Genomic DNA, 22,794 nt, shown 5'->3' on the forward strand with positions numbered 1-22,794 from the left:
GCCCAGCCCTCAGCGGAAGGCGGCCGCATGGCGTACCGCCCACTCGCCGTAGGACCGGGGCGCCCGGCCCAGCAGCTTCTCCACGTCGGGGCTCACTCGCCGCAGACCGGCCGACGGCGACCCGAGGATGTCGAGCGTGCTGTCCACGGCCTGCTCGGGCATGAACCGCGTCATCACCGCCTTCGCCTCCTCCCGCGTCTGCTCCACGAACCGCACCGGCTCCCCCAGCGCCTCCCCGATCGCGGCGGTCTGCTCGCGCGGCGACACCGGGGCCGGTCCGGTCAGCTCGTACCCGCGCCCGGCATGGGTGGCGTCCCGCAGCGCCAGCGCGGCCACCTCCGCGAGGTCGGCCGGGTCGACGGTCGGCAGCCCGACATCCCCGAACGGCGCCGTCACCGTCCGCTCCGCGCGCACCGCGTCCGCCCACCGCAGGGTGTTGGTGTGGAAGCCGCCCGCCCGCAGCACGGTCCAGCCGAGCCCCGAGGCGCGGACCGCGTCCTCCGGGCCGGACGGATGGTCGCCCGTGCCGACCCCCTGTGAGGACAGCAGGACGATCCGCTCGACACCCCCGGACCGGACCACGTCCAGCAGGTCGCCCAACGCGCCCTCGGTGGCCGCGAAGTCGCCCGAGGTCAGCAGGAACAGCGCCTTTGCCCCGTCGAGCGCGGGGGCGAGACTCTTCGGGTCGGCCAGGTCGGCCCGGTGCTGCCGCGCCTCCTCCGGGAGCCGGTCGGAGCCGTGCCGGGACACCGCCGTCACCCGCTCGCCCGCCGCCAGCAGCGCCCGCACCAGGGGCTGTCCGACGTTCCCCGTCGCTCCGGTCACCACGATCATGTTGTTTCTCCGTCCCGAGTCCGACTTGCCTCGTGCACGGCGAAATTACTGTCGCGAGGACAGTAGGTACCTAGAGGAAAGCGACAGGGTTGTGGCGGAGGTCACACGGTGGTCAGGGTGGGCGCCTCCGTGATCGGCGGCACCGGAGCCTCCTTGGTCGGCACCCACCGCGCGCCCTGTGGTCCGTACGCGGCCCGAGGCTCCGGGAACAGCCACAGCAGGGCCAGGTACAGCACCGCCGCCACGGCCAGCGACAGCGGCAGGCTGATGTCGACGCCGTTCGCCAGGTCGCCCAGCGGGCCGACGAACTGGCCGGGAATGTCGGTGAAGAGGACGCCCAGCAGCGCCGACACCCACCAGGCGGTCATCCCGCGCCAGTTCCAGCCGTGGGTGAACCAGTAACGGCCGCCCCGCTGGCGTCGGTTGAAGACCTGGAGTGCGTCCGGGTCGTACCAGCCGCGACGGGTGAAGAAGCCCAGGATCATCACCACCATCCACGGGGTGGTGCAGGTGATGATCATCGTGGCGAAGGTGGAGATCGACTGCACCAGGTCCAGCGCGAACCGGCCGACGAAGATGAACGCGATCGACACCACGCCGACCAGCAGCGTCGCCCGCACCCGCGACAGCCGGGGGAACACCGAGGAGAAGTCGAGCCCGGTGCCGTACAGCGCGGTCGTGCCCGTGGACATGCCGCCGATCAGGGCCAGCAGACACACCGGCAGGAAGAACCAGCTCGGCGAGATCGCCAGCAGCCCGCCCACGAAGTCGGGCGCGGCCGGGTCGACGTACTTCGGCGCCTTGGTGGCGATGATGCTCGCCGTCGCCAGCCCGAACACGAACGGCAGCAGCGTGGCGAGCTGGGAGAGGAACGCGGCGCCGACCACCCGCCGACGCGGGGCGTCCGCCGGGATGTACCGCGACCAGTCGCCCAGGAACGCCCCGAACGACACCGGGTTGGACAGCACGATCAGGGCCGCGCCGATGAACGACGGCCAGAACATGGCCTGCGTGGCCGCGTCCGCCGAGGCGGTGAACGTGCCCGCGTACGACGGGTCGAAGTCACCGCCGAACGCGACCGCGCCCAGCAGGAAGAGCACCGTCGCCGAGGTCACCGCGATCTTGTTGACGAACAGCATGAACCGGAACCCGTACACGCACACCGCGAGCACCAGCCCGGCGAACAGCGCGTACGCGACCACGTACGACAGCGTGCCGCGCCCGAGGCCGAACAGCCGGTGCGCGCCGCCGACCAGGGCGTCGCCGGAACTCCACACCGAGATGGAGAAGAACGCCACCGCCGTCAGCAGGGAGAGGAAGGAGCCCACCACGCGGCCGTGCACGCCCAGATGGGCCGAGGAGGACACCGCGTTGTTGGTGCCGTTCGCCGGGCCGAACACCGCCATCGGACACAGGATCAGGGCGCCCGCGAGCACCCCGAGGACGGTCGCCGCGAGGCCCTGCCAGAAGGAGAGCCCGAACAGGATCGGGAACGCCCCCAGCACACAGGTGGAGAAGGTGTTGGCGCCGCCGAAGGCGACCCGGAACAGATCGAACGGGGTCGCGGTGCGTTCCGCGTCCGGAATCCGCTCCACACCGTAGGGCTCGACCTCGGTGAGCGAGGGCGCCGGGGCGGGGGAGTCGGTGGGCTGTGAGGTCAACTGGGGCTCCAGGTACGGGGTCTGCCGACCGTACGGCCGGATCGGAGCGTGCGGCCAGGGGATGTTTCATCCATCCTCAACCGCCCCGATGGAGGGTTCGCCCACCCGTCCCGCCCGGCGCCACCCGTACGAACGCGAGGAATCGTGAAGGTGTCACGGGCGGATCGTGAAAGCGGCCCCGACATGCGTGACCGGAATGTTTCAGGCCGATTGCTCAGGCGGTGAGTTCCGGCCATCGGGCCGATGCGGGTATGCGGAATCCCCGGCGTTACGGGGCCGACGTGTTCGAATTCCGTGACTTCGCGCCACTGATTCAATACGCAATGTTACTGAAAGTCATGGGTGGGATGTGTGTTCCGGCTGCGGACTCGGCAGAGTGGCGCACGCCGCAGCGGCGCCCCACAGGGTTCCGGGCGGCACACCCTCAACTGATCGAGCGGAAGGATGCACACCATGCGGAACACCGCGCGCTGGGCCGGGGCCCTCGGCCTCACCGCCGCCGCCGTCTGCGGAGCCCTGACCGGGCCCGCCGCAGCCGCGCCCGCCTCCCTGTACGCGCCCTCGGCACTGGTCCTCACCACCGGACACGGCGACGGCGCGACCACGGTCACCCCGGAACGCGCCGTCACCCTGAGCTGCGCGCCCACGGCCACCGGAACCCACCCCGCGGCGGTCGCCGCCTGCGCCGAACTGCGCGGGGTCAGAGGCGACTTCACCGCCCTCAAGGCCCGCCCCGACGTGCACTGCACCCGCCAGTACGACCCGGTGGTCGTCACCGTGCAGGGGGTCTGGCAGGGCCAACGGGTCGCCTACGAGCGCACGTTCGGCAACGCTTGCGCGAAGGACGCGCTCGACAGCAGCGTCTTCGCGTTCTAGACCGGGATCGCACGGGCTCCGTGCACAGGGCCGGTTTCGCGAGTGGGGAGTGCGGCCCCTACGGCGGAGCGACCGGCGATCCCGTACCGGGAGGGCGAGGCGGAGTGGGGCCGCCGCCTTCCGGACCCACAGCCGCTTCCCGGCAGGTCCGTGGGGGGCCTCGCCGGGAAGCGGCACATCCAGCTGCGTCTGCCCCTACGCCAGCTGGCGGCGCACCAGTTCGTGCAGCCGGCCGCCGGTGTCGGCGAGCAGTTCGGCGGGGGTGCCCTGCTGGATCACCTTGCCCTCCTCCATCACCACCACCCGGTCCGCGTCCATCACGGTGGACAGCCGGTGCGCGATCACGATCCGGGTCGCGTTCAGCTTGCGGGTCGACTCGATGACCGTGCGCTGGGTCTCGTTGTCCAGGGCGCTGGTCGCCTCGTCGAAGAAGAGGATGCGCGGCCTGCGGATCAACGCCTGGGCGATCATCAGCCGCTGGCGCTGCCCGCCGGAGACCGCGCCGCTCCCGGCGACGATGGTATGCAGTCCCATCGGCATCCGCTGCACGTCCTCCGCGAGGCCCGCCAGCTCGATCGCCGCCATGACCTCCTCCGGCGAGTACGGCTCGGTGCCGCAGACCACGTCCATGATGGAACCGTTGAACGGCTGCGCGTGCTGGAGCACCACCCCGCACTGCCGCCGCACCGCCGACTGGTCCAGCGCGCCGAGATCCTGGCCGTCGTACAGCACACTGCCGGAGACCGGCTTGTCGAAGCCGATCAGCAGACGCAGCAGGGTCGACTTGCCGCAGCCGCTCGGGCCGACCACCGCGACGAACTCGCCCGGCCGCACCGCGAAGGACACGTCGTCCAGGACCAGCGGGCCGTCGTCGGAGTACCGGAAGGAGAGCCGCCGGGCCTCCAGCGCGCCGGTCAGCGGACCCGGCCGGGTGCTTCCCGCCCGCACCTCCGGGGTGGCGTCCAGCACCGGGCGGATCTCCTCGAACAGCGGCAGCGCCGCCACGCCCGACACGAAGGCGCCGGTGAGCTGGGTGACCGAGGTCAGCACCATCGTCACCGCCGTGCTGAAGGTGAGGAACGACGCCGCCGACATCGAGCCCTTCGCCGGGCCCGCCAGCAGCATGAACATCACCAGCGTGCACACCGGCAGATACACCGCGCCCAGCACCGAGCTGAGGTTCTTGATCCGGCCGACCTTCTGCTGGAGCTCCCGGCTGCGCGCGAACTCACCGGCCCACGCGGCGTACGCGTAGTTCTCCGCCGACGCCACCCGCAGCTTGGGCAGCCCGCGCAGGGTCTGGAAAGCCTGGTTGTTCAGCTTGTTGCCGAGCGTCACCAGACGCCGCTGCCAGCGCACCTGCCACAGCCCGAGCCCCGTGAAGACGCCGCCGATCACCACGAGCATCGCGATCGCGGCCAGCGCCATCGGCACGCTGTAGTACAGCAGCAGACCGACGTTCATCGCGCCGATCGTCACCGACTGCGCCACCACCGGGCCGACGCCCGCCAGCAGCCGCCGGATCGAGCTGATGCCCATCGCGGCACTCGCCAGCTCACCGGTGGACCGCCCGCTGAAGAACCGGGTCGGCAGCCGCAACAGCCGGTCCCAGACCGCCGGTTGCAGCGCTCCCTCGATCCGGCCCTCAAGGCGCAGGATCGTCAGGTTCTCCAGCAGCGTGAACGCCGCCGACACCACCCCGCTCAGCATCACCGCCAGACACACCTGCGCGATCAGGTTCTCCCGCGCCTGCGGCACGTACTCGCCGAGCACCTTGCCCGTGGCGATGGGCACCAGCGCGCCGATCACCACCGTCACCAGCCCCGCCAGCAGCAGGTTCAGCAGATCGTTCCGGGTCCCGCCCAGGCTGAACCGGAGCAGGCCCAGCGGGCCGAGCCGCTTCTCGGGCAGCGGCCGGTAGAACATCACCGCACGCGGCTCGAACTCCTCCGCGTTCGCCTTCTCCACCGGCGTCTCCCGGCCGTTCGCGGGCTGCACCGCGACATAGCCGCCGCGCCGCCACAGCAGCGCCACCGGCGCCCCGGACAGCGCCCGATGACCGACCAGCGGGCCCACATTCTCCCGCCACCAGTTGCCCTCCAGACGCACCGCCCGCACCCGCACCCGCGAGGCCAGCGCCACCCGCTCCACCGGGTCGAGGCGCTCGCTCTCGCCGATCCCGCGCGCCGGGTCGGCCAGCGTGATCCCGGCCGCCCGGGCGACCAGCTTGCAGGCCGCGTACCCGGCGTCCGCGTCGGCGGCCGTCGTCCGCTGCGCCGAGCGCTTGCCGATGGAGGCGAGCAGCGTCTGGTCGGCGTGGGCGCGCACCGCCTCACCGGCCTTGATACCGGCCGCCGCCCGCGTCTCGTGGGTGCGCTCCAGCTGCTCGATCCACCGGTCCAGCGCGGTCAGCAGCCGGTACTGCTGGTCGACCAGGCTCTGCCACAGCGCCGGGTCCATCAGCAGATCGGCGGCCGCCTCCGCGCCGTACATCGAGCCGTACTGGGCGCTGCCCGGCGGCACCTGCATCCAGAACACGTCGTCGTCCGACGGCGCCACCGACCGGTCCTCGGCCAGCGGCGCCTGGAACAGCACCGACAGGCCGCGGCCCACGCCCAGCGCGAGGGCGTACTCCAGCGGGCTGGAGGAGGGCGGCACGTACTGCGGGTTGCCGTACTCGTCGTACGACCAGGTCTCGGTGTGCGCGCCCTGGTACAGCTCGCGCAGGTTCACCCGGTGCACCACACAGTCCCGCACCGGGCGGGCCACCAGGGTGTGCTGGGGTCCCGCGACCGGGCCGAGCAGCAGCGCGCCCGCCTCCACCCGGCCCAGGTGGTGCCAGTGGCCCTGCTCGGCGGCGTCCACCGCGAACAGGTCGAGGGCGCCCGCCGCCACCAGCCAGAGCACCTGCGGACCTTCGAGATCCAGCCGGTTCAGCCCGGCGCAGTCGACCCGCGTACCGAGCGAGCCGAGGGCACCCAGCACCAGATCACCATCGTGCGTGGACGTCATCTCACCGCTCCCTGACCAGCGCCGCGTACGCGCCACCGCGCGCCACCAGCTCCTCGTGCCTGCCCCGCTCCACGACCGTGCCGTGCTGGAGCACCACGATCTCGTCGCTGTCCCGGACCGTGCTCAGCCGGTGGGCGATCACCACACAGGCGCAGCCGCGCCTGCGCAGGTTGTCCATCACGGTCAGCTCGGTCTCCGCGTCCAGCGCGCTGGTCACCTCGTCCAGCACCAGGACGCTCGGCCTGCGCACCAGCGCCCGCGCGATCTCCAGCCGCTGCCGCTGGCCGCCGGAGAAGTTCCGGCCGTCCTGCTCGACCTTGCTGTGCACCCCGCCCGGCCTGCGCGCCACCACGTCGTACAGCGCCGCGTCCCGCAGCGCCTCCTCCACGGCCTCGTCCGGGATCGAGGGGTCCCACAGCGCCACGTTGTCGCGGACCGAGCCCTCGAAGAGGAACACGTCCTGGTCCACGAAGGACACCGAGGCGGCGAGCGCGCCGCGCGGAATGTCCTCCAGGCGGCGGTCGTCGATCCGGATCACGCCCTCCCAGGGCGAGTACAGCCCCGAGATCAGCCGGGACACCGTCGACTTGCCGCTGCCCGAACCGCCCACCAGCGCCACCTGCTGCCCCGGACCCACCGTGAGGTCGAAGTCGGTCAGCAGCGGCTTGTCCAGCGGGCTGTAGCCGAAGGTGACGCCCTCCAGCTCGACGTGCCCGCGCAGCCTGCGGGTGTCGTCGGCGCCGCCGGGGCGCGCGTACAGCGGGTCGGCCTGGAAGTTCTCCACGTCCTTCAGCCGGGCCACGTCGGCCGCGAAGTCCTGGATGCGGCCCGCCACGCCGTTGAGTCGGGTGAGCGGCGCGGTGAAGCGGGCCACCAGCGCCTGGAACGCCACCAGCAGACCGACCGAGATGTGCCCCTCGACCGCCCTGAGGCCACCGATCCACAGGATCAGCGCGCTGTTGAAGGTGGCCAGCGTCGGCGCGACCACCCCCAGCCAGGCGCTCGGCACCCCGAGCTTCTGCTGCTCCTCCAGCGTCGCCGCGTGCTGCCCGGCCCACTTCCGGAAGTAGCCGTCCTCCCCGCCGGTCGCCTTCATCGTCTCGATGAGCTGGAGCCCGGTGTACGAGGTGTTGGTCAGCCGCGCGGTGTCGGCCCGCAGCTTGGCGGTGCGGGTCGCGCGCAGCCGGATCACCAGCCGCATCGCCACGATGTTCAGCAGTGCCACGCCGATACCGACGAAGGTCAGCTGCGGGTCGTAGGTGTAGAGCAGCACCGCGTACAGCACGACCACGATCGCGTCCACGCCCGCCGCCGCGAGATCGCGGGCCAGGGTCTCGGCGACCTGGTCGTTGGACTGGAGCCGCTGGACGAGGTCGGCGGGGGAGCGCTGGGAGAAGAAGGTGACCGGCAGCCGCAGCAGATGCCGCAGGAAGCGCGCGCTGGACAGGGTGGAGGAGATGATCCGGCCGTGCAGCAGATTGGCCTGCTGGAGCCAGGTCAGCACCAGGGTCAGCGCCACACAGGTCGCCATCGACGCGAACAGCACGCCGAGCAGGGAGGTCTGGCCGCCGATCAGGAACATGTCGATATAGGTACGGCTGAGCGCGGGCACCGCCGCGCCCACCGCGACCAGCAGCAGGCTCGCCAGCACCGCCGCGGGCAGCGTGCCCGCCGTGCCGCGCAGCCGGGCGGGCATCGCGCCGAGCACTCCGGGTTTGCGGCCGCCCTTGCTGAAGCCGTCGCCCGGCTCCAGCACCAGCACCACACCGGTGAAGCTGCCGTCGAACTCCTCCATGGGCACGAACCGGCGGCCCTTGGCGGGGTCGTTGATGTACACCCCGCGCCGGCCGAAGCGGCGGCCCATGCCGTCGTAGACGACGTAGTGGTTGAACTCCCAGAACAGGATGGCCGGGGCGCGCACCTCGGCGAGCGCCGCCAGGTCCATCTGCATGCCCTTGGCGGTCAGCCCGTAACTCCGGGCCGCTTTCAGCAGGTTGCTCGCACGCGAGCCGTCGCGGGAGACACCGCAGGCGATGCGCAGCTCCTCCAGCGGGACATGGCGGCCGTAGTGGCCGAGCACCATGGCGAGGGAGGCGGCGCCGCACTCGACGGCCTCCATCTGCAGCACGGTGGGCGTACGCACCGTGCCGCCACGGGGTTTGGGTACCGGGCGGCGGGCCGGTGCGGCCCGTCTGCGGCCGCGGTTCTCCTGCGCGGTGTCGGTCGGGGCGGTCACGGGAGCAGCCAATCGATCGGGCGCTGGTCGGTCAGATGCACCGAACCGGACGCCAGGGTCATGGAGTCGAGCCCGAACGGCGGCCCACCCGCCGTCGACCAGCGGTAACCGCTCTTCGCGGACGCCGACCTGTCGAGCGCGACGAGGACGGCGACCGGACGTCCCTTACGCGTGAACTGCTGTCCGAGCTGGTTGTCGCCGAGGAACGCGCCGACCGACTGCGCGGACTGCGCCGTACGGTCCACCGACTTCACCCGGCCGCGCAGCACGCCGTAGCGTTCGGCCGGTACGGAGGACAGGGTCAGGTCCACGGTGGCGTGCGCGGGGATGGCGGCGGCGTTCTCCGCGGGGACGTACACCGTCGCGTACAGGGGGTCCGAGTCGTGCGCGACCTTCTCCACGGCGGCCACGTCGGCGCCGGTCTGCACGATCTGGCCGATGGTCGCGGCCAGCGTGGTGATCCGGCCCGCGGCGACCGTCCGGATCACGGAATCACCCTGCGCGGTACGGACCTTGAGCACGGGGGCGTTCGCGGGCAGCCGTTGCCCCTGCCTGGCGAGCACACCGGTGACCTGACCGGCGACGGGGCTCTGGAGGACGTAACTGCCCTGCCCGTGGTTGAGGATGGCCGGGGCGCTCACGGTGGAGGCGACCGTACCGGTCACCGCCCACACCGAGGCGGCCGCCATCACGACGACGGTGATGCCCAGCACGAGCCACCCCTGCGGGCGTGCCAGCCGCACCGGGAGGTCGAGATCCTCCGGTGACTGGAGCTTGGCGAGGGCCTGTTGGCGGAACTGCACGGAACTTCCCTCACCCGAGGAGAGACGATGTCACGGAAAAAGTTTCGGGACGCCCGAGAGTCCCGGACCCGCGAGGGGGTCCGGGACTCTCGGTGACACCGAGGTGCGGTCAGAGACCGGCGACCAGGCCGGTGACCGGGGCCGTGTTGAGGCCGGTGACACCCTCGACGGTGCCGACGGCGGTGTCCACCAGGCCGGAAACCGGGGCGATGCCGTTGACGGCGCCGGTCACGGTGGAGAGGGCGTTCACGGACAGACCGCCGGAAACGTTGTCCAGCTCGGCGTCCGAGATCTCGACGGTCTCGACACGGGGGGTGGAGTTCATGGGGGAACTTCCCTTCGTATAGGTCTTCACAAGGGGGGAGCGGCCCCCTCTGGGGACAGATGACGGCCGCGACCGCTAGGAGTTCCAGACCTTCCGGCCGCCGTCTCCGGCTGCCGTGGGGCGGTTCCTGCGATGCGATGGATCAAAGCACGCACGCCGCGCCGGATTCCACTTGCGCAGGGCTCTCACCAGCGAGTTCGGCCCACGGTGCGGTGCATTCGTGCAGGGGCGCGCACGACGTGGACGGTTCTCCTTCACATTCCCCCCGCCGTCATCGCGCCGTCTCCACTACCGCGGGTAACGCGAATCCGGCACACCTCTCCAAAGGCGTGTCCGGGACACCCGTACCGGTGCGCAAACCTCGCGGTCCGTGACCTGCCTGGGTGCGGGATGTGCAGATTCCCTGAAGCGGGGATTCCGCTCCGCGTGTTGGACGGAGGGCCACCGCTCCGTGACGTGTGGTGATCGAGATGCCGGTGTGTCAGGTCGGGCCTGGTCGTGGCTGATTCCCCACGCACACAACGAAGTTGGCAATCGGGATTGAACGCGCCGGGCCGGACGCCCGTACCTGTAGCCAGCCGGCACCCCCCATCGAACTGCCCGACAGCGGCAGACCCCCGTACCCAGGAGGTCGAGAAGTTGAGTCACAAGCGCATGCCCAAGAGGAAGGCCGCGATAGCGGTGGGCGGTGTCGCGGCCCTCGGAGCGGCGGCCCTGCTGCTGCCCAACGCCATGGCCTCCCAGGACAACTCCCAGGACCAGGGGGCGGCCGCGGCGGGCACCGCGAGGACCCTCAAGACCACCGACGCGACCACGCTCGCCACCCGCTTGAAGCAGTCCCTCGGCGGCCAGTTCGCCGGTGCCTACTACGACAGCGCCAAGCGGCAGCTCGTCGTCAACGCCGTCGGTGACGGGGCCGCCGTCGCACGTGCGAAGAGTTCGGGCGCCGTCGTACGGCAGGTGGAGAACAGCACCGCCGACCTCCGCTCCGCCGCGCAGACCCTGCGGACCAAGGCGTCCATCCCCGGTACCGCCTGGGCCGTCGACCCGCGCACCAACAAGGTGATCGTCAGCGCCGACTCCACGGTGACCGGCGCCAAGTGGGACCGGCTGGAGTCCACCGTCGACGGTCTCGGCTCCGGCACGGCCACGCTGAAGAAGACCGGCGGCACCTTCAAGACCTTCGTCTCCGGCGGCGACGCGATCTTCTCCCAGGTGCAGGGCGGCAACGTCCGCTGCTCCCTCGGCTTCAACGTCACCGCCTCCGACGGCAGCCCCGCCTTCCTGACGGCCGGTCACTGCGGGGTCGCGGCGAAGCAGTGGTCCGACTCCGAGACCGGCCAGCCGATCGCCACCGTCGACCAGGCCACCTTCCCCGGCGAGGGCGACTTCTCCCTCGTCAAGTACGACGACCCGGCGACCCAGGCGCCCAGCGAGGTCAACGCGGGCAACGGGCAGACCGTGGCGATCACCCAGGCCGCCGAGGCCACCGTCGGCTCCACCGTGTTCCGCATGGGCTCCACCACCGGACTGCACGACGGACAGGTCACCGGCCTCGACGCCACCGTCAACTTCCAGAGCGAGACCGACCCGAACGGCGTCGACACCGTCACCGGGCTCATCCAGACCGACGTGTGTGCCGAGCCCGGCGACAGCGGCGGCTCCCTGTTCACCCAGGAGGGCGCGGCGATCGGCCTGACCTCCGGCGGCAGCGGCGACTGCACCAGCGGCGGCGAGACCTTCTTCCAGCCGGTCACCGCCGCCCTCGCGGCCACCGGCGCCACCCTCGGCGACGCGGGCGCGGGCGCGGGTGCCGGTGCGGGTGCCGGTGACGACCAGGCGGGCGCCGGTGACGAAGCCGGTGCGGGCGACCAGGCCGGTGCGGGCGCCGACGACCAGGCCGGTGCCGGTGCGGGCGCCGAAGACCAGGCCGGTGCGGGCGCGGGTGCCGGTGCCGACGACCAGGCGGGCGCGGGTGCCGCCGAGGAGAAGGGCACCAAGCGGCACCACCGGGGCGGTCAGCGCGGCGGGACCTCGTCCCTCACCGGCTCCAACTGACCCACCGCGGCTCCGCTGAGCCGCACTCGAGCCCCCCGCCCGGCCGTACGAGGGTGTCGGGCGGGGACGGTCCGGCCCTCCGGCGGGAGGGCCGGACCCTCTGTGTGCCGGGGCTCATCTCCCGTCCCGCGCCCGGAGCAGCAGCACCGCCACGTCGTCCACCCGCTCCCGGTCCGCCGTGCCGTGCCGGACCAGCGCGTCCGCCACGTCCTCCAGCGGTCCGTCGCCCGCCTCGGAGAACAGCGCGCCCAGATCGATCAGCGCGTCCTCGATGTCCACGCCGGGCGACTCCACGAGTCCGTCCGTATAGAGGGCGAGCACCGAGCCCGGCGCCAGGGTCACGTCCGTCGTCGGGTACGCCGCCGTCGAGTCGATGCCGAGCAGCGGGCCCCCGGCCAGGTCCAGCACCCGTACCCGGCCGTCCGGACGCCTGAGCAGCGGCGGCGGATGCCCGGCCCGCGCCATCACGGCCCGGCCGTGCGCGGGGTCGAGGCGGAGATAGAGGCAGCTGGCGAAGAGTTCGGTGCCGAGGTCGATCAGCAGCCGGTTGATGCTGCCCATCACCTCGCCCGGCGCCTGCCCCACCGCGCTGTACGCGCGGAGACCGGTGCGGATCTGGCCCATCAGCGCGGCCGCCGTCACGTTGTGCCCCTGGACGTCGCCGATCACGGCGGACGCCTGCGGCCGGGTCGGCACCAGGTCGTAGAAGTCGCCCCCGATCTCCATGCCACGGGTCGCCGGGAGGTAGCGCGCGGCGGCCTCGATGCCGGGCGGCGGCGACAGCGAGTGCGGCAGCAGCGCCTCCTGGAGCCCGTGTGCCAGCCGGTGCTTGGCGTCGTACAGCAGCGTCCGCTCCAGCGCCTGGGCGATCAGCCCGCCGAGGCTCGTCAGGACCGCCCGCTCCTCGGCGGGGAAGGAGTGCGGCTCCGCGTACGCCAGCACGCACGTCCCCACCGGGCGCCCGGACGCGACCAGCGGGAGGTACGCCCAGGCCGCGTAGCCGTCACGGGTCTCGCGCCGCACGGGATACAGCCGCTCCAGATGCTCCACCGACTCGAAGAACGCGGGCACCCCACTGCTCAACGCCCGCGTACCCGGCGTCCGTTCGGTCAGCGGCATGCCGTCGAACCAGCGCACCACCCGCTCGTCCGGGAACCCCCGGTGTCCGAGCACCCGCATCCGGCCCTCCTCGGCGGCGAGCAGCACCAGGGCGTGACTGCCGACCGCGGGAGCCACCTCGTCCGCGACCAGCTGGACCAGATCGTCCACCGCCACCGCCTCGGTCAGCGCCCCCGTCAGGCTCAGCAGCCGGGAGATCGTCACCAGCCGGTGCGGCCGCGTTCCGGCGGGCACATCCGTGGGCTCCGTCAGCACCCGGACCCGGGTGATGCGCACACTCAGCCCGGTGCTGCCCGGATAGAGCCGGAAGGACAGCCAGTGGTCGGGCGGCCGCAGCGCCACGAACGAGGTCGGGCGGCGGCTGATCAGCGCGGCCCGGTAACGGTCCTCGTACAGCGGGTCGTCGAGCCACGGCACCGACACCCAGGGCAGCGTGCCGAGCAGTTCGGCGGCGGGACGGCCGAGGAGTTCGGCGGCGGCCGCGTTGACATGGCCGATCCGGCCGTACAGGTCCAGCGACACGAGCCCGTACGGCAGCCGGGCCACCATCCGCGCCGCCTCCACCGGACCCAGCGTGTCCGCGACGGCCGCGTCCGGCGCCGCCACCAGATCGCGCTCGGGGCCCAGCGTCCGGTTCTCGGCCGTGGCCCGCTCCAGCAGCCGGGTCAGCCGCTCGCACCCCGCCGCCAGCAGCGTCCGCTCCCGCTCGGACAGCTCCGGGCCGTGCCCGGCCGGCCAGGTCACGAACACCGAGCCGTGCACGGTGTCCTCGGTCGCCAGCGGCAGCGCCGCCAGCGCGAAGGGGTACGGCAGCACCACCGCGACGCGCGGGAAACGGCGCGCCATCTCCTCCCCGCCCGCCACCCACACCGGCCGCCGCTGCCGCACGGCCTCCGCGACCGGGATCGGCGCGCTCACCCCGACCCGCTCCCACGGCGCCGCGAACGCCCGCGGCAGTCCCGCCATCACCGCCATCTCCAGCACCGGCACATCCGGCCGCAGCAGGTAGACCGCGCCGGAGTGCGCGCCCACGTCCTCCATCATCGCGGTCAGGGTGACCGAGAGCAGGGGGCGTCCGGCCCCCGAGGGCTCCCGCGCGGGGTCCGGCGTGTCGGACACGCCGACCACCTCCTCGTACGGCCCCTCGCGCCCTTGCCTGCGGACGAGTCCCGGATCCGGGGAATCGTCCGAGTACCCGGTCCGGACACGGCTCAAGCGGGCGCGGAAAGGGCGAGTACGTAGCCCTTCAGGGCTTTTACGGCGATCGCGAGGTAGGGAAAAACCGCGCGTGGTCGGTGCACAGGGGCTGCGCCGCGCGCCCGCACGCGCTGTAATGGCCGATGTGGCGAGTGAGGGTGCTGCGGTGCGCAGGACGGGAGCCGGGCGTGCCGAGCACGTCCTCGCCACACTCATGGCCGCGCCCGCCGCCCCGGACCTGCCGCGCCGCCTCCTGGAACAGGCGCTCGTCCTCGCCGGGGCCGCGTTCGCCGGGGTGTACGTCCCCGGTGACGACCCCTCCGTGCTGCGGCTCGCCGAGTCCGCCGGTCTGCCCCGCACGCTCTTCGGGCTGCGCGACGGCTACCCCGCCGACAGCGGCGCGCCGGTCGCCGAGGCGAGCCGCACCGGCCGCCCCCGCTGGCTCGGCCCGGGCGAGCTGGCCGACCGCGCCGAGTCCCGCCGCACCCCGTCGCCGGACTTCTCCCTGGCCGTGCTGCCGCTCGCCGGGCCCGGCAGCGGGTGCCTGCTCGCGGTCGCGGAACGGCCCGAAGGCTTCGACCCCGGCGAACGGGCCGCGCTGGAACTGATCTCCCGCGCCATCGCCGTCCCCGACTCCGGCCCGGCCGACTCCCGCGAGCCCGCCGCCGACGCCTTCAGCCTCGCCATGGACACCGGCCGGGTCGAGGTCGGCGACGAGATCCTGCGGCTGTTCGGCATCACGCGCGACGACTTCGACGGCAAGGTGGAGACGCTGCTCGGGCTCACCGTGCCCGAGGACCTGCCCGCGCTGATGTCCGTGGTCGAACCCGACCACATGTCGCTCGACGAACGCGAATTGGAGTTCCGCGTCCGCCAGCCCTCCGGCGTACCCCGCTGGCTCCGGCTGCGCGGCCGCCCGCTGCCCGGCGGCGAGGGCCGCCCCGCCCGGCTCGTCGGCACCGTCGCCGACGCCACCAAGCTGCGCTCCGACGTCACCGACGTCGCCCGCGTCCAGCGCCTCGCCGCCGACCTCGCCACCGCGGGCACCGTCAAGGACGTCGGCCAGGCCGTCGTCGACGCCCTGCGCAAACCCCTGCGCGCCGACCGCATCGCCCTGGCCGAACTGGAGAACGACCGGCTCGTCGTCACCGTCCTCGACCCGCCCGAACCCGAGGCGTGGCCCGAACTCTGGCGGGCCGAGTGGCGCGGCGAGTGGCCCGACGCGCCGGTGCGCGCGATGCCCGCCCTCGCCGCCGCGCTGCGCGACGGCCGCGCCCACGTCTGGCCCGCGGGCTCCGACCTGGAGCCCGGCCTCGCCGGAGTCGGCCCCGGCGGGCTCGCCGTGCTGCCGCTGCCCGCGGGCGGCCGGATGGCCGGGGCCTGCCTGATCGGCTGGGACCGCCCGCACGAGTTCGCCCCCGACGAACGCGCCCTGCTCACCGCCTGCGCCGCCCTCGCCGGACAGGCCCTGCGCCGCGCCCACGCCTTCGACGCCGAGCACGAACTCGTCGGCATGCTCCAGCGCACCCTGCTGCCCCGCCGACTGCCCCGCCTCCCCGGCGCCAAGGCGGTGGCCCGCTACCTGCCCGCCACCGAGGGACTGGAGGTCGGCGGCGACTGGTACGACGTGATCCCGCTCGCCGACAACCACGTGGCCTTCGTCATCGGCGACGTCCAGGGCCACAACGCGGGCGCCGCCACCCTCATGGGCCAGATGCGCACCGCCCTGCGCGCCTACGCCGCCGAGGGCCACCCGCCCGACGTGGTCGCCGCCCACGCCAACCGGCTGCTGCTGGACATGGAGAGCGACCTCTTCGCCACCTGCGTGTACGTGGACATCGACATGGAGCAGGGCACCGCGCTGTGCGTACGCGCCGGGCACCCGCAGCCGGTGCTGCGCCACCCGGACGGCAGCACCGAGATCGTGCAGGCCGAGGGCGGGCCGCCGCTCGGAGTGCTCACCCGTGCGGAGTATCCGATGACCCCGCTGAAGCTGAAGCCCGGCACGGTCCTCGCGCTCACCACCGACGGCCTGGTCGAATCCACCGGCACCGACCTCGACACCGGCATGGACCGGCTCGCCCGCGACCTCGCCGCCGCCGACCCCGCCCACCTCGGACAGACCGCCGACGCCCTGCTCGCGGGCGCTCACCGGGGCGACGACGTGGCGCTGCTGCTGGTGCGTTACGACGGCATGGCCGTACGTCCGCGGCGCGAGAGCTGGAGCGTGTGGCGGGTCCCGGAGGCGGTCCGGCACGCCCGCCGCTTCGTCCGCCGCACCCTGCGGGTCTGGGACCTGCCGAAGGACACCGCCGACACCGCCCTGCTGATCGTGTCCGAGCTGGTCACCAACGCCCTCGTGCACACCGAGGGGCAGGTACGGCTCGACCTGAGCCTGGTCGGCGACCGGCTGCGCATCGCGGTGACCGACTCCTCGCCGCGCGGCCCCCTCAAACCGACCAGTGTCGGCTGGGAGGCCACCGGCGGCCGGGGCATCCTGCTGGTCGAGGCGGTCTCCAGCGCCTGGGGCACCGTCCCGGTCAGCGGCGGCAAACAGGTCTGGGCGGAGCTGATGACGGACGAGGCGTGAGGGACGGGTGGGGGATGAGCGAGCTTGACGAGGCGGGCGACGGCACGGCGAGACGGACCCCGGCGGACGGCGCGGACGGCGGCCCCGAGTGGCGCGTTCGCCCCGCGTGCCTAGGGTCGGTTGGTGTGGCACACACCTTCGAAGAACTGGTCCAGAAGCAGCGCGCGGCCGCCGCGGCCCACGCCACCGTGGACGAACTGCGGGACACCTACGGGCCCCCGGCCGAGCGGGCGATGACCGGCGCGCAGTCCGGGACGTACGAGACCGCCCTGCGCGCCTGGCGTGACCTGGCCCGCGATGTGCAGACCGCGCTGAGCGACTACGCCCGGGAGACCGGGCGGGCCCGCGCCGACGTCGAGGCCGAGGTGGAACGGGCGGCGGCAGCCGGGGACTGACCGGACGACGATGGCGGAACGGCCCGGCACCCGTGTGGGTGCCGGGCCGCCCTGGCGCGCTCAGGCGTGGGTCTTGGCCAGCAGGTCCAGAATCTCCGCCGTCGTACCGCTCTCCCCGAGGCGGGGGAAGATCCGCTCGACGCTGTTGGTGTGCGCGTCGGCGTCGGCGTCGGACATGGCGTCCGTGGCCAGGGTGACGTGGTATCCGGCCGCGTACGCGTCACGGGCCGTGGACTCCACACCGATGCTGGTGGCGATGCCGGTCAGCACGATCTGGGTGACGCCCCGGCGGCGCAGCTGCACCTCCAGGTCGGTGCCGAACAGGGCGCTCCAGTTGTGCTTGGTGACCTGGATGTCACCGGGGTGGCCGGTCAGCTCGTCCACGATGACGTCCCAGCCCTCCGGGAAGGACAGGCCGCGCGCCTGGCGCTCGGTACGGCCGGGCACGGCGTCCGCGCCGTCGGCCGCGAAGGAGACCCGGACCAGCACCACCGGCAGGTCACGGGCGCGGAAGGCGTCGGCCAGCTCGGCACTGCGGGCCACCACGTCGGCGGCGGAGTGCGGCTGGACGGGCATCGCGGTGATCCCGGCCTGGAGGTCGATCACGACGAGGGCGGTACGGGGGTCGAGCGTGGTGACGGACATGCGGGGGCCTCTCGAAAAGGGTGGGGGATGAGGGGAGGGGGCCGGTCTCAGGGGCGGGACAGCCGTTCCAGCAGCTCCAGCGCGGTCAGGACCGTCTCCCGCTCCTCCTCGGTGAACCGGTCCTGGAAGGCGCGGGCCAGCCACTCCTCGCGGAGCTGCCGGTTGCCCTCCACGCGGGCCCGGCCCGCCTCGGTGAGGGTGACGAGCTGACGGCGGCCGTCGTCCGGGTCGGGGGCGCGGCGGATCAGCCCATGGCCGTCCAGCGCGGCGAGCGTCGTCGCCATGGACTGCGGCCGGACGCCCTCCGCCGCCGCGAGGGCGCTCGCCGTCGCCGCGCCGTGCTTGCCGACCAGGGAGAGCGCGGACTCCTGCGGCGGCGTGAGATCGGCGTCCCGCGCCACCTCACGGATGCGGCGCCGCAGCCTGCTGAACACCACGCGGAGATCGCGTGCCGCGCGGGCGGCCGAGCCGGAGATGTGGACCATGTCCGCCACCGTAGGGAGCGTCAGCCCAGCCTGTCCAGTTGAGACTGTTCAGTTTTACCTGTCCATTGGGCTTCCCTACGCTGGGACCGTGCGCCTCCTCCTGATGTCCGACACCCACCTCCCCAAGCGGGCCAAGCGGCTCCCGGACCGCTTGCTCGCCGAACTCCCGCACGCCGACGTGGTGTTCCACGCCGGGGACTGGGTGGACACCGCCACCCTCGACGTGCTGGAGTCCCGGAGCCGCCGCCTCATCGGCGTGTACGGCAACAACGACGGCCCCGACCTGCGCGCCCGCCTCACGGAGGTGGCGTACGCCGAGCTGGGTGGCCTGCGCTTCGGCGTGGTGCACGAGACCGGCCAGGCCACCGGCCGCGAGGCCCGCTGCGCCGCCCGCTTCCCCGACCTCGACGTCCTGGTCTTCGGGCACAGCCACATCCCCTGGGACACCACCGCCCCCGGCGGCCTCCGCCTGCTCAACCCCGGCTCACCGACCGACCGCCGACGCCAGCCGCACTGCACGTACATGACCATGACCGTGGCGGACGGCGCCCTGACCGACGTCACCACGCACGCACTCCCGTAGCCCGTCGCTCCGGCGCGCGGGATCGGGGCGGGGCTGGTCTGCTGGAGCGAGGGCCCTCGCGGGCTGTGGTGACGTTCTCCGGAGAGGCGTATGAGTACCTATCGAGTGGCGCAGGTGACGGAACCCGGCGGCGGCTTCGAACTGGTCGAGCGGGAGGTACGGCAGCCGGGCCCCGGCCATGTGCGGATCGCCGTGGAGGCGTGCGGGATCTGCCACAGCGACGCCATGTTCGTCGAGGGCGGGCTGCCCGGCATCACCTTCCCCGAGGTCCCCGGACACGAGATCGCCGGCCGGATCGCGGAACTCGGCGAGGGCACCGCGGAGCGGGACTGGAAAGTCGGCGACCGGGTCGCGGTCGGCTGGTTCGGCGGCAGCTGCGGCTGGTGCAAGCCCTGCCGCGAGGGCGACTTCATCACCTGCGTCCGCCTCCAGGTGCCCGGCTGGGCCTACGACGGCGGCTTCGCCGAGCAGGTGATCGTCCCCGTCGACGCGCTCGCCCGTATCCCCGAGGGCCTCGACGCGGCCGACGCCGGCCCCATGGCCTGCGCGGGCGTCACCACGTTCAACGCGCTGCGGCACACCGACGCCCGGCCCGGCGGCGACCTGGTCGCCGTCCTCGGGATCGGCGGCCTCGGCCACCTCGGCGTGCAGTACGCGGCCGCGATGGGCTTCGAGACCGTCGCCATCGCGCGCGGCGCCGAGAAGGCCGACTTCGCGCGGGAACTGGGCGCGAACCACTACATCGACAGCACGGCGGGCACCCCGGTCGCCGAGGCGCTCCAAGCGCTCGGCGGCGCCAAGGTGGTGCTGGCCACCGCCGGGAACTCGGACGCCATGTCGGCCACCGTGGACGGCCTCGCCCCGCGCGGCCAGCTCGTCGTCATCGGCGCCACCATGGAGCCGCTCGACATCAGCCCGGTCCAGCTCCTGATGGCCGGCCGCGAGGTCAAGGGCCACCCCTCCGGCACCTCCCAGGACGTGCAGGACACCATGGAGTTCAGCGCGCTGCACGGCATCCGCCCGATGAGCGAGTCCGTGCCGCTGGACGACGCCGACTCCGCCTTCCAGAAGATGCTCGCGGGCAAGGCCCGCTTCCGGATGGTCCTCACCACCTGATCCGGTCGGCGCCGGGCCGGGAAGGTCCAGGTCGGCCGAGAGCCGACCTGGACCCGTGCGAGCTACGCGCCTACTCGTCCCATGCCTGGATGATGATCTGGTCGGAGATCCGGCCGTCGCGCAGCGTGACCATCGACTCGGCGTAGACCTTGTTGCCGTCGGGGTACTGGCACGACTCGGTGAACGCCGCGTGGTCGCCGTCGATGACGCACTGGTCGAGCCGGTGGATCATCTCGCGGCTGTAGATGTCGGCGAGCATCTCCTCGATCTCGCCCCGGCCGCGCAGCACCTTGGGATGGCTCGGCTGGTCGGCGTGGTCGATGACGCGGATCTGCGCGTCGTCCTCGTACAGCGCGAGCAGACCCTCTCCGGAGTCCGCCTCGATGGCCTCGCGCAACGCCTCGGTGGTGAAGGCGGAGTCCTGCTTGCTGCCCATGGTGACCTCCTTGGTACGCCCGCGGCCCGGCGGGCGGCGGGCCGCAGGGGCCCACATCCGAGACTCCTCCGCCCCGGCGGACACGGCAAACGCAAGAGACCGGGTCCGCCTGTCGGGTGAGCGACGGCCACCGCCCGTGTCCGGCGACGGGGTACGGGCGTTGCTCAAGGCATGATCTCAACACGACGCATCGTCGCCGCCGTCGGTCTGGCCGTCGGTGTCACGGGCCTTGCCGTACCCATGGCGAACGCGGCCGACGCGACCGCACCGGCGGGCGGGCAGCTCAACCCGATGACCGTGCTGGACGACGCCGCCGTCAGCGAACTCCCGCCCCAGGCCCAGAGCCAGGTCCCGCGCGTCGGCGAGCAGTTGCGCGGCCTGAACCAGGTGAGCGAGCTGAACCGGCTGAACGAACTGCACCAGGTCACCGACCTCGCCGCCCCCGTCACCGGGCTGCTCCCCGGCCTGTAGGCGCCCCGTCTGAACAGCCGTATCCAGGAGGGCCGTCCGTGACCGGGCGGCCCTCTGTCATGCCGGGAAACCCGCTGGTCCCAGCCCTGTCGAGCCTTCCCGGCGGCTGCCCCCGGTGGCGTAGGGTCGAGCGGACAGGGACACCGACGAAAAGGGGCCAGACCATGGCGCAGGAAGTACGCGGCGTTGTCGCACCGGGGAAGGACGAGCCGGTACGGATCGAGACCATCGTGATTCCCGATCCGGGCCCCGGCGAGGTCGTCGTCGACATCCAGGCGTGCGGTGTCTGCCACACCGATCTGCACTACAAGCAGGGCGGCATCTCCGACGACTACCCCTTCCTGCTAGGCCATGAGGCCGCCGGTGTCGTGGAGTCGGTGGGGGACGGCGTCACCGAGGTGGCGCCCGGTGATTTCGTGATCCTCAACTGGCGTGCGGTGTGCGGCAATTGCCGGGCCTGTCTGCGTGGCCGCCCCTGGTACTGCTTCAACACCCACAACGCGAAGCAGAAGATGACCCTCGCCTCCACCGGGCAGGAACTCACCCCCGCGCTCGGTATCGGCGCCTTCGCCGAGAAGACGCTCGTCGCGGCGGGGCAGTGCACCAAGGTCGACCCCGAGGTCTCCCCGGCCGTCGCCGGACTGCTCGGCTGCGGTGTGATGGCGGGCATCGGCGCGGCCATCAACACCGGCGCCGTCGGCCGCGGTGACTCCGTCGCTGTCATCGGCTGCGGCGGTGTCGGGGACGCGGCCATCGCCGGTGCCGCGCTGGCCGGGGCCGCGAAGATCATCGCCGTGGACATCGACGACCGCAAGCTTGAGACCGCGCGCACGCTGGGCGCCACCGACACGGTCAACTCCAAGGAGACCGACCCGGTCGAGGCGATCCGCGAACTCACCGGAGGCTTCGGCGCCGACGTGGTGATCGACGCCGTCGGCCGCCCGGAGACCTACCAGCAGGCGTTCTACGCCCGCGACCTGGCCGGCACCGTCGTCCTCGTCGGTGTGCCCACGCCAGAGATGAAGCTCGAACTGCCCCTGCTGGACGTCTTCGGCCGCGGCGGCTCCCTCAAGTCCTCCTGGTACGGCGACTGCCTGCCCTCGCGGGACTTCCCGATGCTGATCGACCTGCACCTCCAGGGGCGCCTGCCGTTGGACGCGTTCGTCACCGAGACCATCCAACTGGACCAGGTGGAGCAGGCGTTCGAGCGGATGCACCACGGTGACGTGCTGCGCTCGGTGGTGGAGTTCTGATGACCGCCCGCATCGAACGACTCGTCACCTCCGGCCAGTTCACCCTCGACGGGGGCAGCTGGGACGTCGACAACAACGTGTGGATCGTCGGCGACGACCACGAGGCCGTCGTCATCGACCCGGCCCACGACGCCGACGCCATCCTCGCGGCCGTCGGCGACCGCAGGCTCACCGCGATCGTGTGCACCCACGCGCACAACGACCACGTCAACGCGGCCCCCGCGCTCGCCGAACGCACCGGCGCCCCCATCTGGCTGCACCCGGACGACCTGCCGCTGTGGCAGCTCACCCACCCCGACCGCGAGCCCGACGAGCACCTGGTCGACGGCCAGGTCCTGGAGGCCGCCGGAGCCGACCTGACCGTGCTGCACACCCCCGGTCACGCCCCCGGCGCCGTCTGCCTCTACGACCCCGGTCTCGGCGCGGTGTTCAGCGGCGACACCCTCTTCCAGGGCGGCCCCGGCGCCACCGGGCGCTCGTACTCGCACTTCCCGACGATCATCGACTCGATCCGCGACCGGCTGCTCACCCTCCCCCCGGAGACCAAGGTGCTCACCGGCCACGGCGACCCGACGACGATCGGCGAGGAGTCGGGCCACCTCCAGGAATGGATCGAGCGCGGCCACTGAGCCGTACGACCCGACAGGGGATCACCGCGGCCGAACAGCCTCTGTCGCGGTGGTTCCCGCTGCCCTACCG

The 22,794-nt window shown here is 72.7% G+C and carries 19 protein-coding genes; 9 read left to right on the forward strand and 10 right to left on the reverse strand.

Annotated features, from left to right (window positions below; translation table 11 throughout):
- Positions 1 to 9: 9 nt before the first annotated feature.
- Both ACIPPM_RS06800 and ACIPPM_RS06805 read right to left on the reverse strand, forming a co-directional pair.
- Positions 10 to 834: an NAD(P)H-binding protein gene (locus tag ACIPPM_RS06800; RefSeq protein WP_401443861.1), complete on the reverse strand. Its 825-nt coding sequence runs from the start codon at positions 832 to 834 to the stop codon at positions 10 to 12.
- Positions 835 to 935: 101 nt separating this feature from the next.
- Positions 936 to 2,495 carry a purine-cytosine permease family protein gene (locus ACIPPM_RS06805; protein ID WP_401443863.1) on the reverse strand — a complete coding sequence of 520 codons (1,560 nt, stop codon included), beginning with the start codon at positions 2,493 to 2,495 and terminating at the stop codon, positions 936 to 938.
- 453 nt (positions 2,496 to 2,948) lie between these two features.
- On the opposite strand from ACIPPM_RS06805, the gene ACIPPM_RS06810 reads away from it, so the two are divergent.
- Positions 2,949 to 3,371, forward strand: coding sequence for a subtilase-type protease inhibitor (locus ACIPPM_RS06810; protein ID WP_401443866.1), 423 nt, complete (start codon positions 2,949 to 2,951; stop codon positions 3,369 to 3,371).
- A gap of 195 nt (positions 3,372 to 3,566) precedes the next feature.
- Here the strand turns inward: ACIPPM_RS06810 and ACIPPM_RS06815 are convergent, their stop codons facing one another.
- From ACIPPM_RS06815 to ACIPPM_RS06830, 4 genes are all read right to left on the reverse strand, one after another.
- Entirely contained in the window at positions 3,567 to 6,383 is a 2,817-nt protein-coding gene (locus tag ACIPPM_RS06815; protein ID WP_401443868.1) for an NHLP bacteriocin export ABC transporter permease/ATPase subunit, read from the reverse strand.
- Position 6,384: 1 nt separating this feature from the next.
- The gene (locus ACIPPM_RS06820; protein WP_401443871.1) at positions 6,385 to 8,619 is read right to left on the reverse strand and encodes an NHLP family bacteriocin export ABC transporter peptidase/permease/ATPase subunit; all 2,235 of its coding nucleotides are present in this window, start codon (positions 8,617 to 8,619) and stop codon (positions 6,385 to 6,387) included.
- Positions 8,616 to 9,422: an HlyD family efflux transporter periplasmic adaptor subunit gene (locus ACIPPM_RS06825; protein WP_401443873.1), complete on the reverse strand. Its 807-nt coding sequence runs from the start codon at positions 9,420 to 9,422 to the stop codon at positions 8,616 to 8,618. The genes ACIPPM_RS06820 and ACIPPM_RS06825 overlap by 4 nt, the downstream gene beginning before the upstream one ends.
- Positions 9,423 to 9,531: 109 nt before the next feature.
- Entirely contained in the window at positions 9,532 to 9,747 is a 216-nt protein-coding gene (locus ACIPPM_RS06830; RefSeq protein ID WP_030805100.1) for a hypothetical protein, read from the reverse strand.
- A gap of 654 nt (positions 9,748 to 10,401) precedes the next feature.
- Here ACIPPM_RS06830 and ACIPPM_RS06835 point away from each other — a divergent pair.
- Positions 10,402 to 11,805, forward strand: a complete 1,404-nt coding sequence (locus ACIPPM_RS06835; protein ID WP_401443876.1) for a S1 family peptidase — start codon at positions 10,402 to 10,404, stop codon at positions 11,803 to 11,805.
- 114 nt (positions 11,806 to 11,919) lie between these two features.
- Here the strand turns inward: ACIPPM_RS06835 and ACIPPM_RS06840 are convergent, their stop codons facing one another.
- Positions 11,920 to 14,052: a SpoIIE family protein phosphatase gene (locus ACIPPM_RS06840; RefSeq protein WP_401444227.1), complete on the reverse strand. Its 2,133-nt coding sequence runs from the start codon at positions 14,050 to 14,052 to the stop codon at positions 11,920 to 11,922.
- A gap of 205 nt (positions 14,053 to 14,257) precedes the next feature.
- Between ACIPPM_RS06840 and ACIPPM_RS06845 the strand changes: the two genes are divergently transcribed.
- Positions 14,258 to 16,711: a SpoIIE family protein phosphatase gene (locus ACIPPM_RS06845; RefSeq protein ID WP_401444229.1), complete on the forward strand. Its 2,454-nt coding sequence runs from the start codon at positions 14,258 to 14,260 to the stop codon at positions 16,709 to 16,711.
- A gap of 125 nt (positions 16,712 to 16,836) precedes the next feature.
- The gene (locus ACIPPM_RS06850) at positions 16,837 to 17,106 is read left to right on the forward strand and encodes a hypothetical protein (protein ID WP_401444231.1); all 270 of its coding nucleotides are present in this window, start codon (positions 16,837 to 16,839) and stop codon (positions 17,104 to 17,106) included.
- A 60-nt stretch (positions 17,107 to 17,166) separates the two neighbouring features.
- Here ACIPPM_RS06850 and ACIPPM_RS06855 read toward each other — a convergent pair whose 3' ends face one another.
- Positions 17,167 to 17,751, reverse strand: a complete 585-nt coding sequence (locus tag ACIPPM_RS06855) for a hydrolase (RefSeq protein ID WP_401443878.1) — start codon at positions 17,749 to 17,751, stop codon at positions 17,167 to 17,169.
- 47 nt (positions 17,752 to 17,798) lie between these two features.
- On the reverse strand, positions 17,799 to 18,236 hold the full coding sequence (locus ACIPPM_RS06860; RefSeq protein ID WP_393604714.1) for a MarR family winged helix-turn-helix transcriptional regulator: 438 nt from the start codon (positions 18,234 to 18,236) through the stop codon (positions 17,799 to 17,801).
- An 88-nt stretch (positions 18,237 to 18,324) separates the two neighbouring features.
- On the opposite strand from ACIPPM_RS06860, the gene ACIPPM_RS06865 reads away from it, so the two are divergent.
- Together ACIPPM_RS06865 and ACIPPM_RS06870 are read left to right on the forward strand one after the other, a co-directional pair.
- Positions 18,325 to 18,819: a metallophosphoesterase family protein gene (locus tag ACIPPM_RS06865; RefSeq protein WP_401443881.1), complete on the forward strand. Its 495-nt coding sequence runs from the start codon at positions 18,325 to 18,327 to the stop codon at positions 18,817 to 18,819.
- Between the two features lie 90 nt (positions 18,820 to 18,909).
- Complete coding sequence (locus tag ACIPPM_RS06870; RefSeq protein WP_401443884.1) at positions 18,910 to 19,935, forward strand: alcohol dehydrogenase; 1,026 nt, start codon at positions 18,910 to 18,912, stop codon at positions 19,933 to 19,935.
- Positions 19,936 to 20,005: 70 nt separating this feature from the next.
- On the opposite strand, the gene ACIPPM_RS06875 is transcribed toward ACIPPM_RS06870, so the two are convergent.
- On the reverse strand, positions 20,006 to 20,371 hold the full coding sequence (locus tag ACIPPM_RS06875; protein WP_393599578.1) for a nuclear transport factor 2 family protein: 366 nt from the start codon (positions 20,369 to 20,371) through the stop codon (positions 20,006 to 20,008).
- 171 nt (positions 20,372 to 20,542) lie between these two features.
- Here ACIPPM_RS06875 and ACIPPM_RS06880 point away from each other — a divergent pair, with 171 nt between their 5' ends.
- The 3 genes from ACIPPM_RS06880 to ACIPPM_RS06890 all read left to right on the forward strand — a co-directional run bounded on the left by ACIPPM_RS06880 (position 20,543) and on the right by ACIPPM_RS06890 (position 22,724).
- Positions 20,543 to 20,842, forward strand: a complete 300-nt coding sequence (locus tag ACIPPM_RS06880) for a hypothetical protein (RefSeq protein WP_401443886.1) — start codon at positions 20,543 to 20,545, stop codon at positions 20,840 to 20,842.
- A 164-nt stretch (positions 20,843 to 21,006) separates the two neighbouring features.
- On the forward strand, positions 21,007 to 22,095 hold the full coding sequence (locus ACIPPM_RS06885) for an S-(hydroxymethyl)mycothiol dehydrogenase (protein WP_401443888.1): 1,089 nt from the start codon (positions 21,007 to 21,009) through the stop codon (positions 22,093 to 22,095).
- Positions 22,095 to 22,724, forward strand: a complete 630-nt coding sequence (locus ACIPPM_RS06890) for an MBL fold metallo-hydrolase (RefSeq protein ID WP_399565732.1) — start codon at positions 22,095 to 22,097, stop codon at positions 22,722 to 22,724. Before ACIPPM_RS06885 ends, ACIPPM_RS06890 begins: the two co-directional genes overlap by 1 nt.
- Positions 22,725 to 22,794: the final 70 nt, after the last annotated feature.

The organism is Streptomyces sp. NPDC090119, assembly GCF_044747085.1.
Lineage (GTDB): Bacteria > Actinomycetota > Actinomycetes > Streptomycetales > Streptomycetaceae > Streptomyces.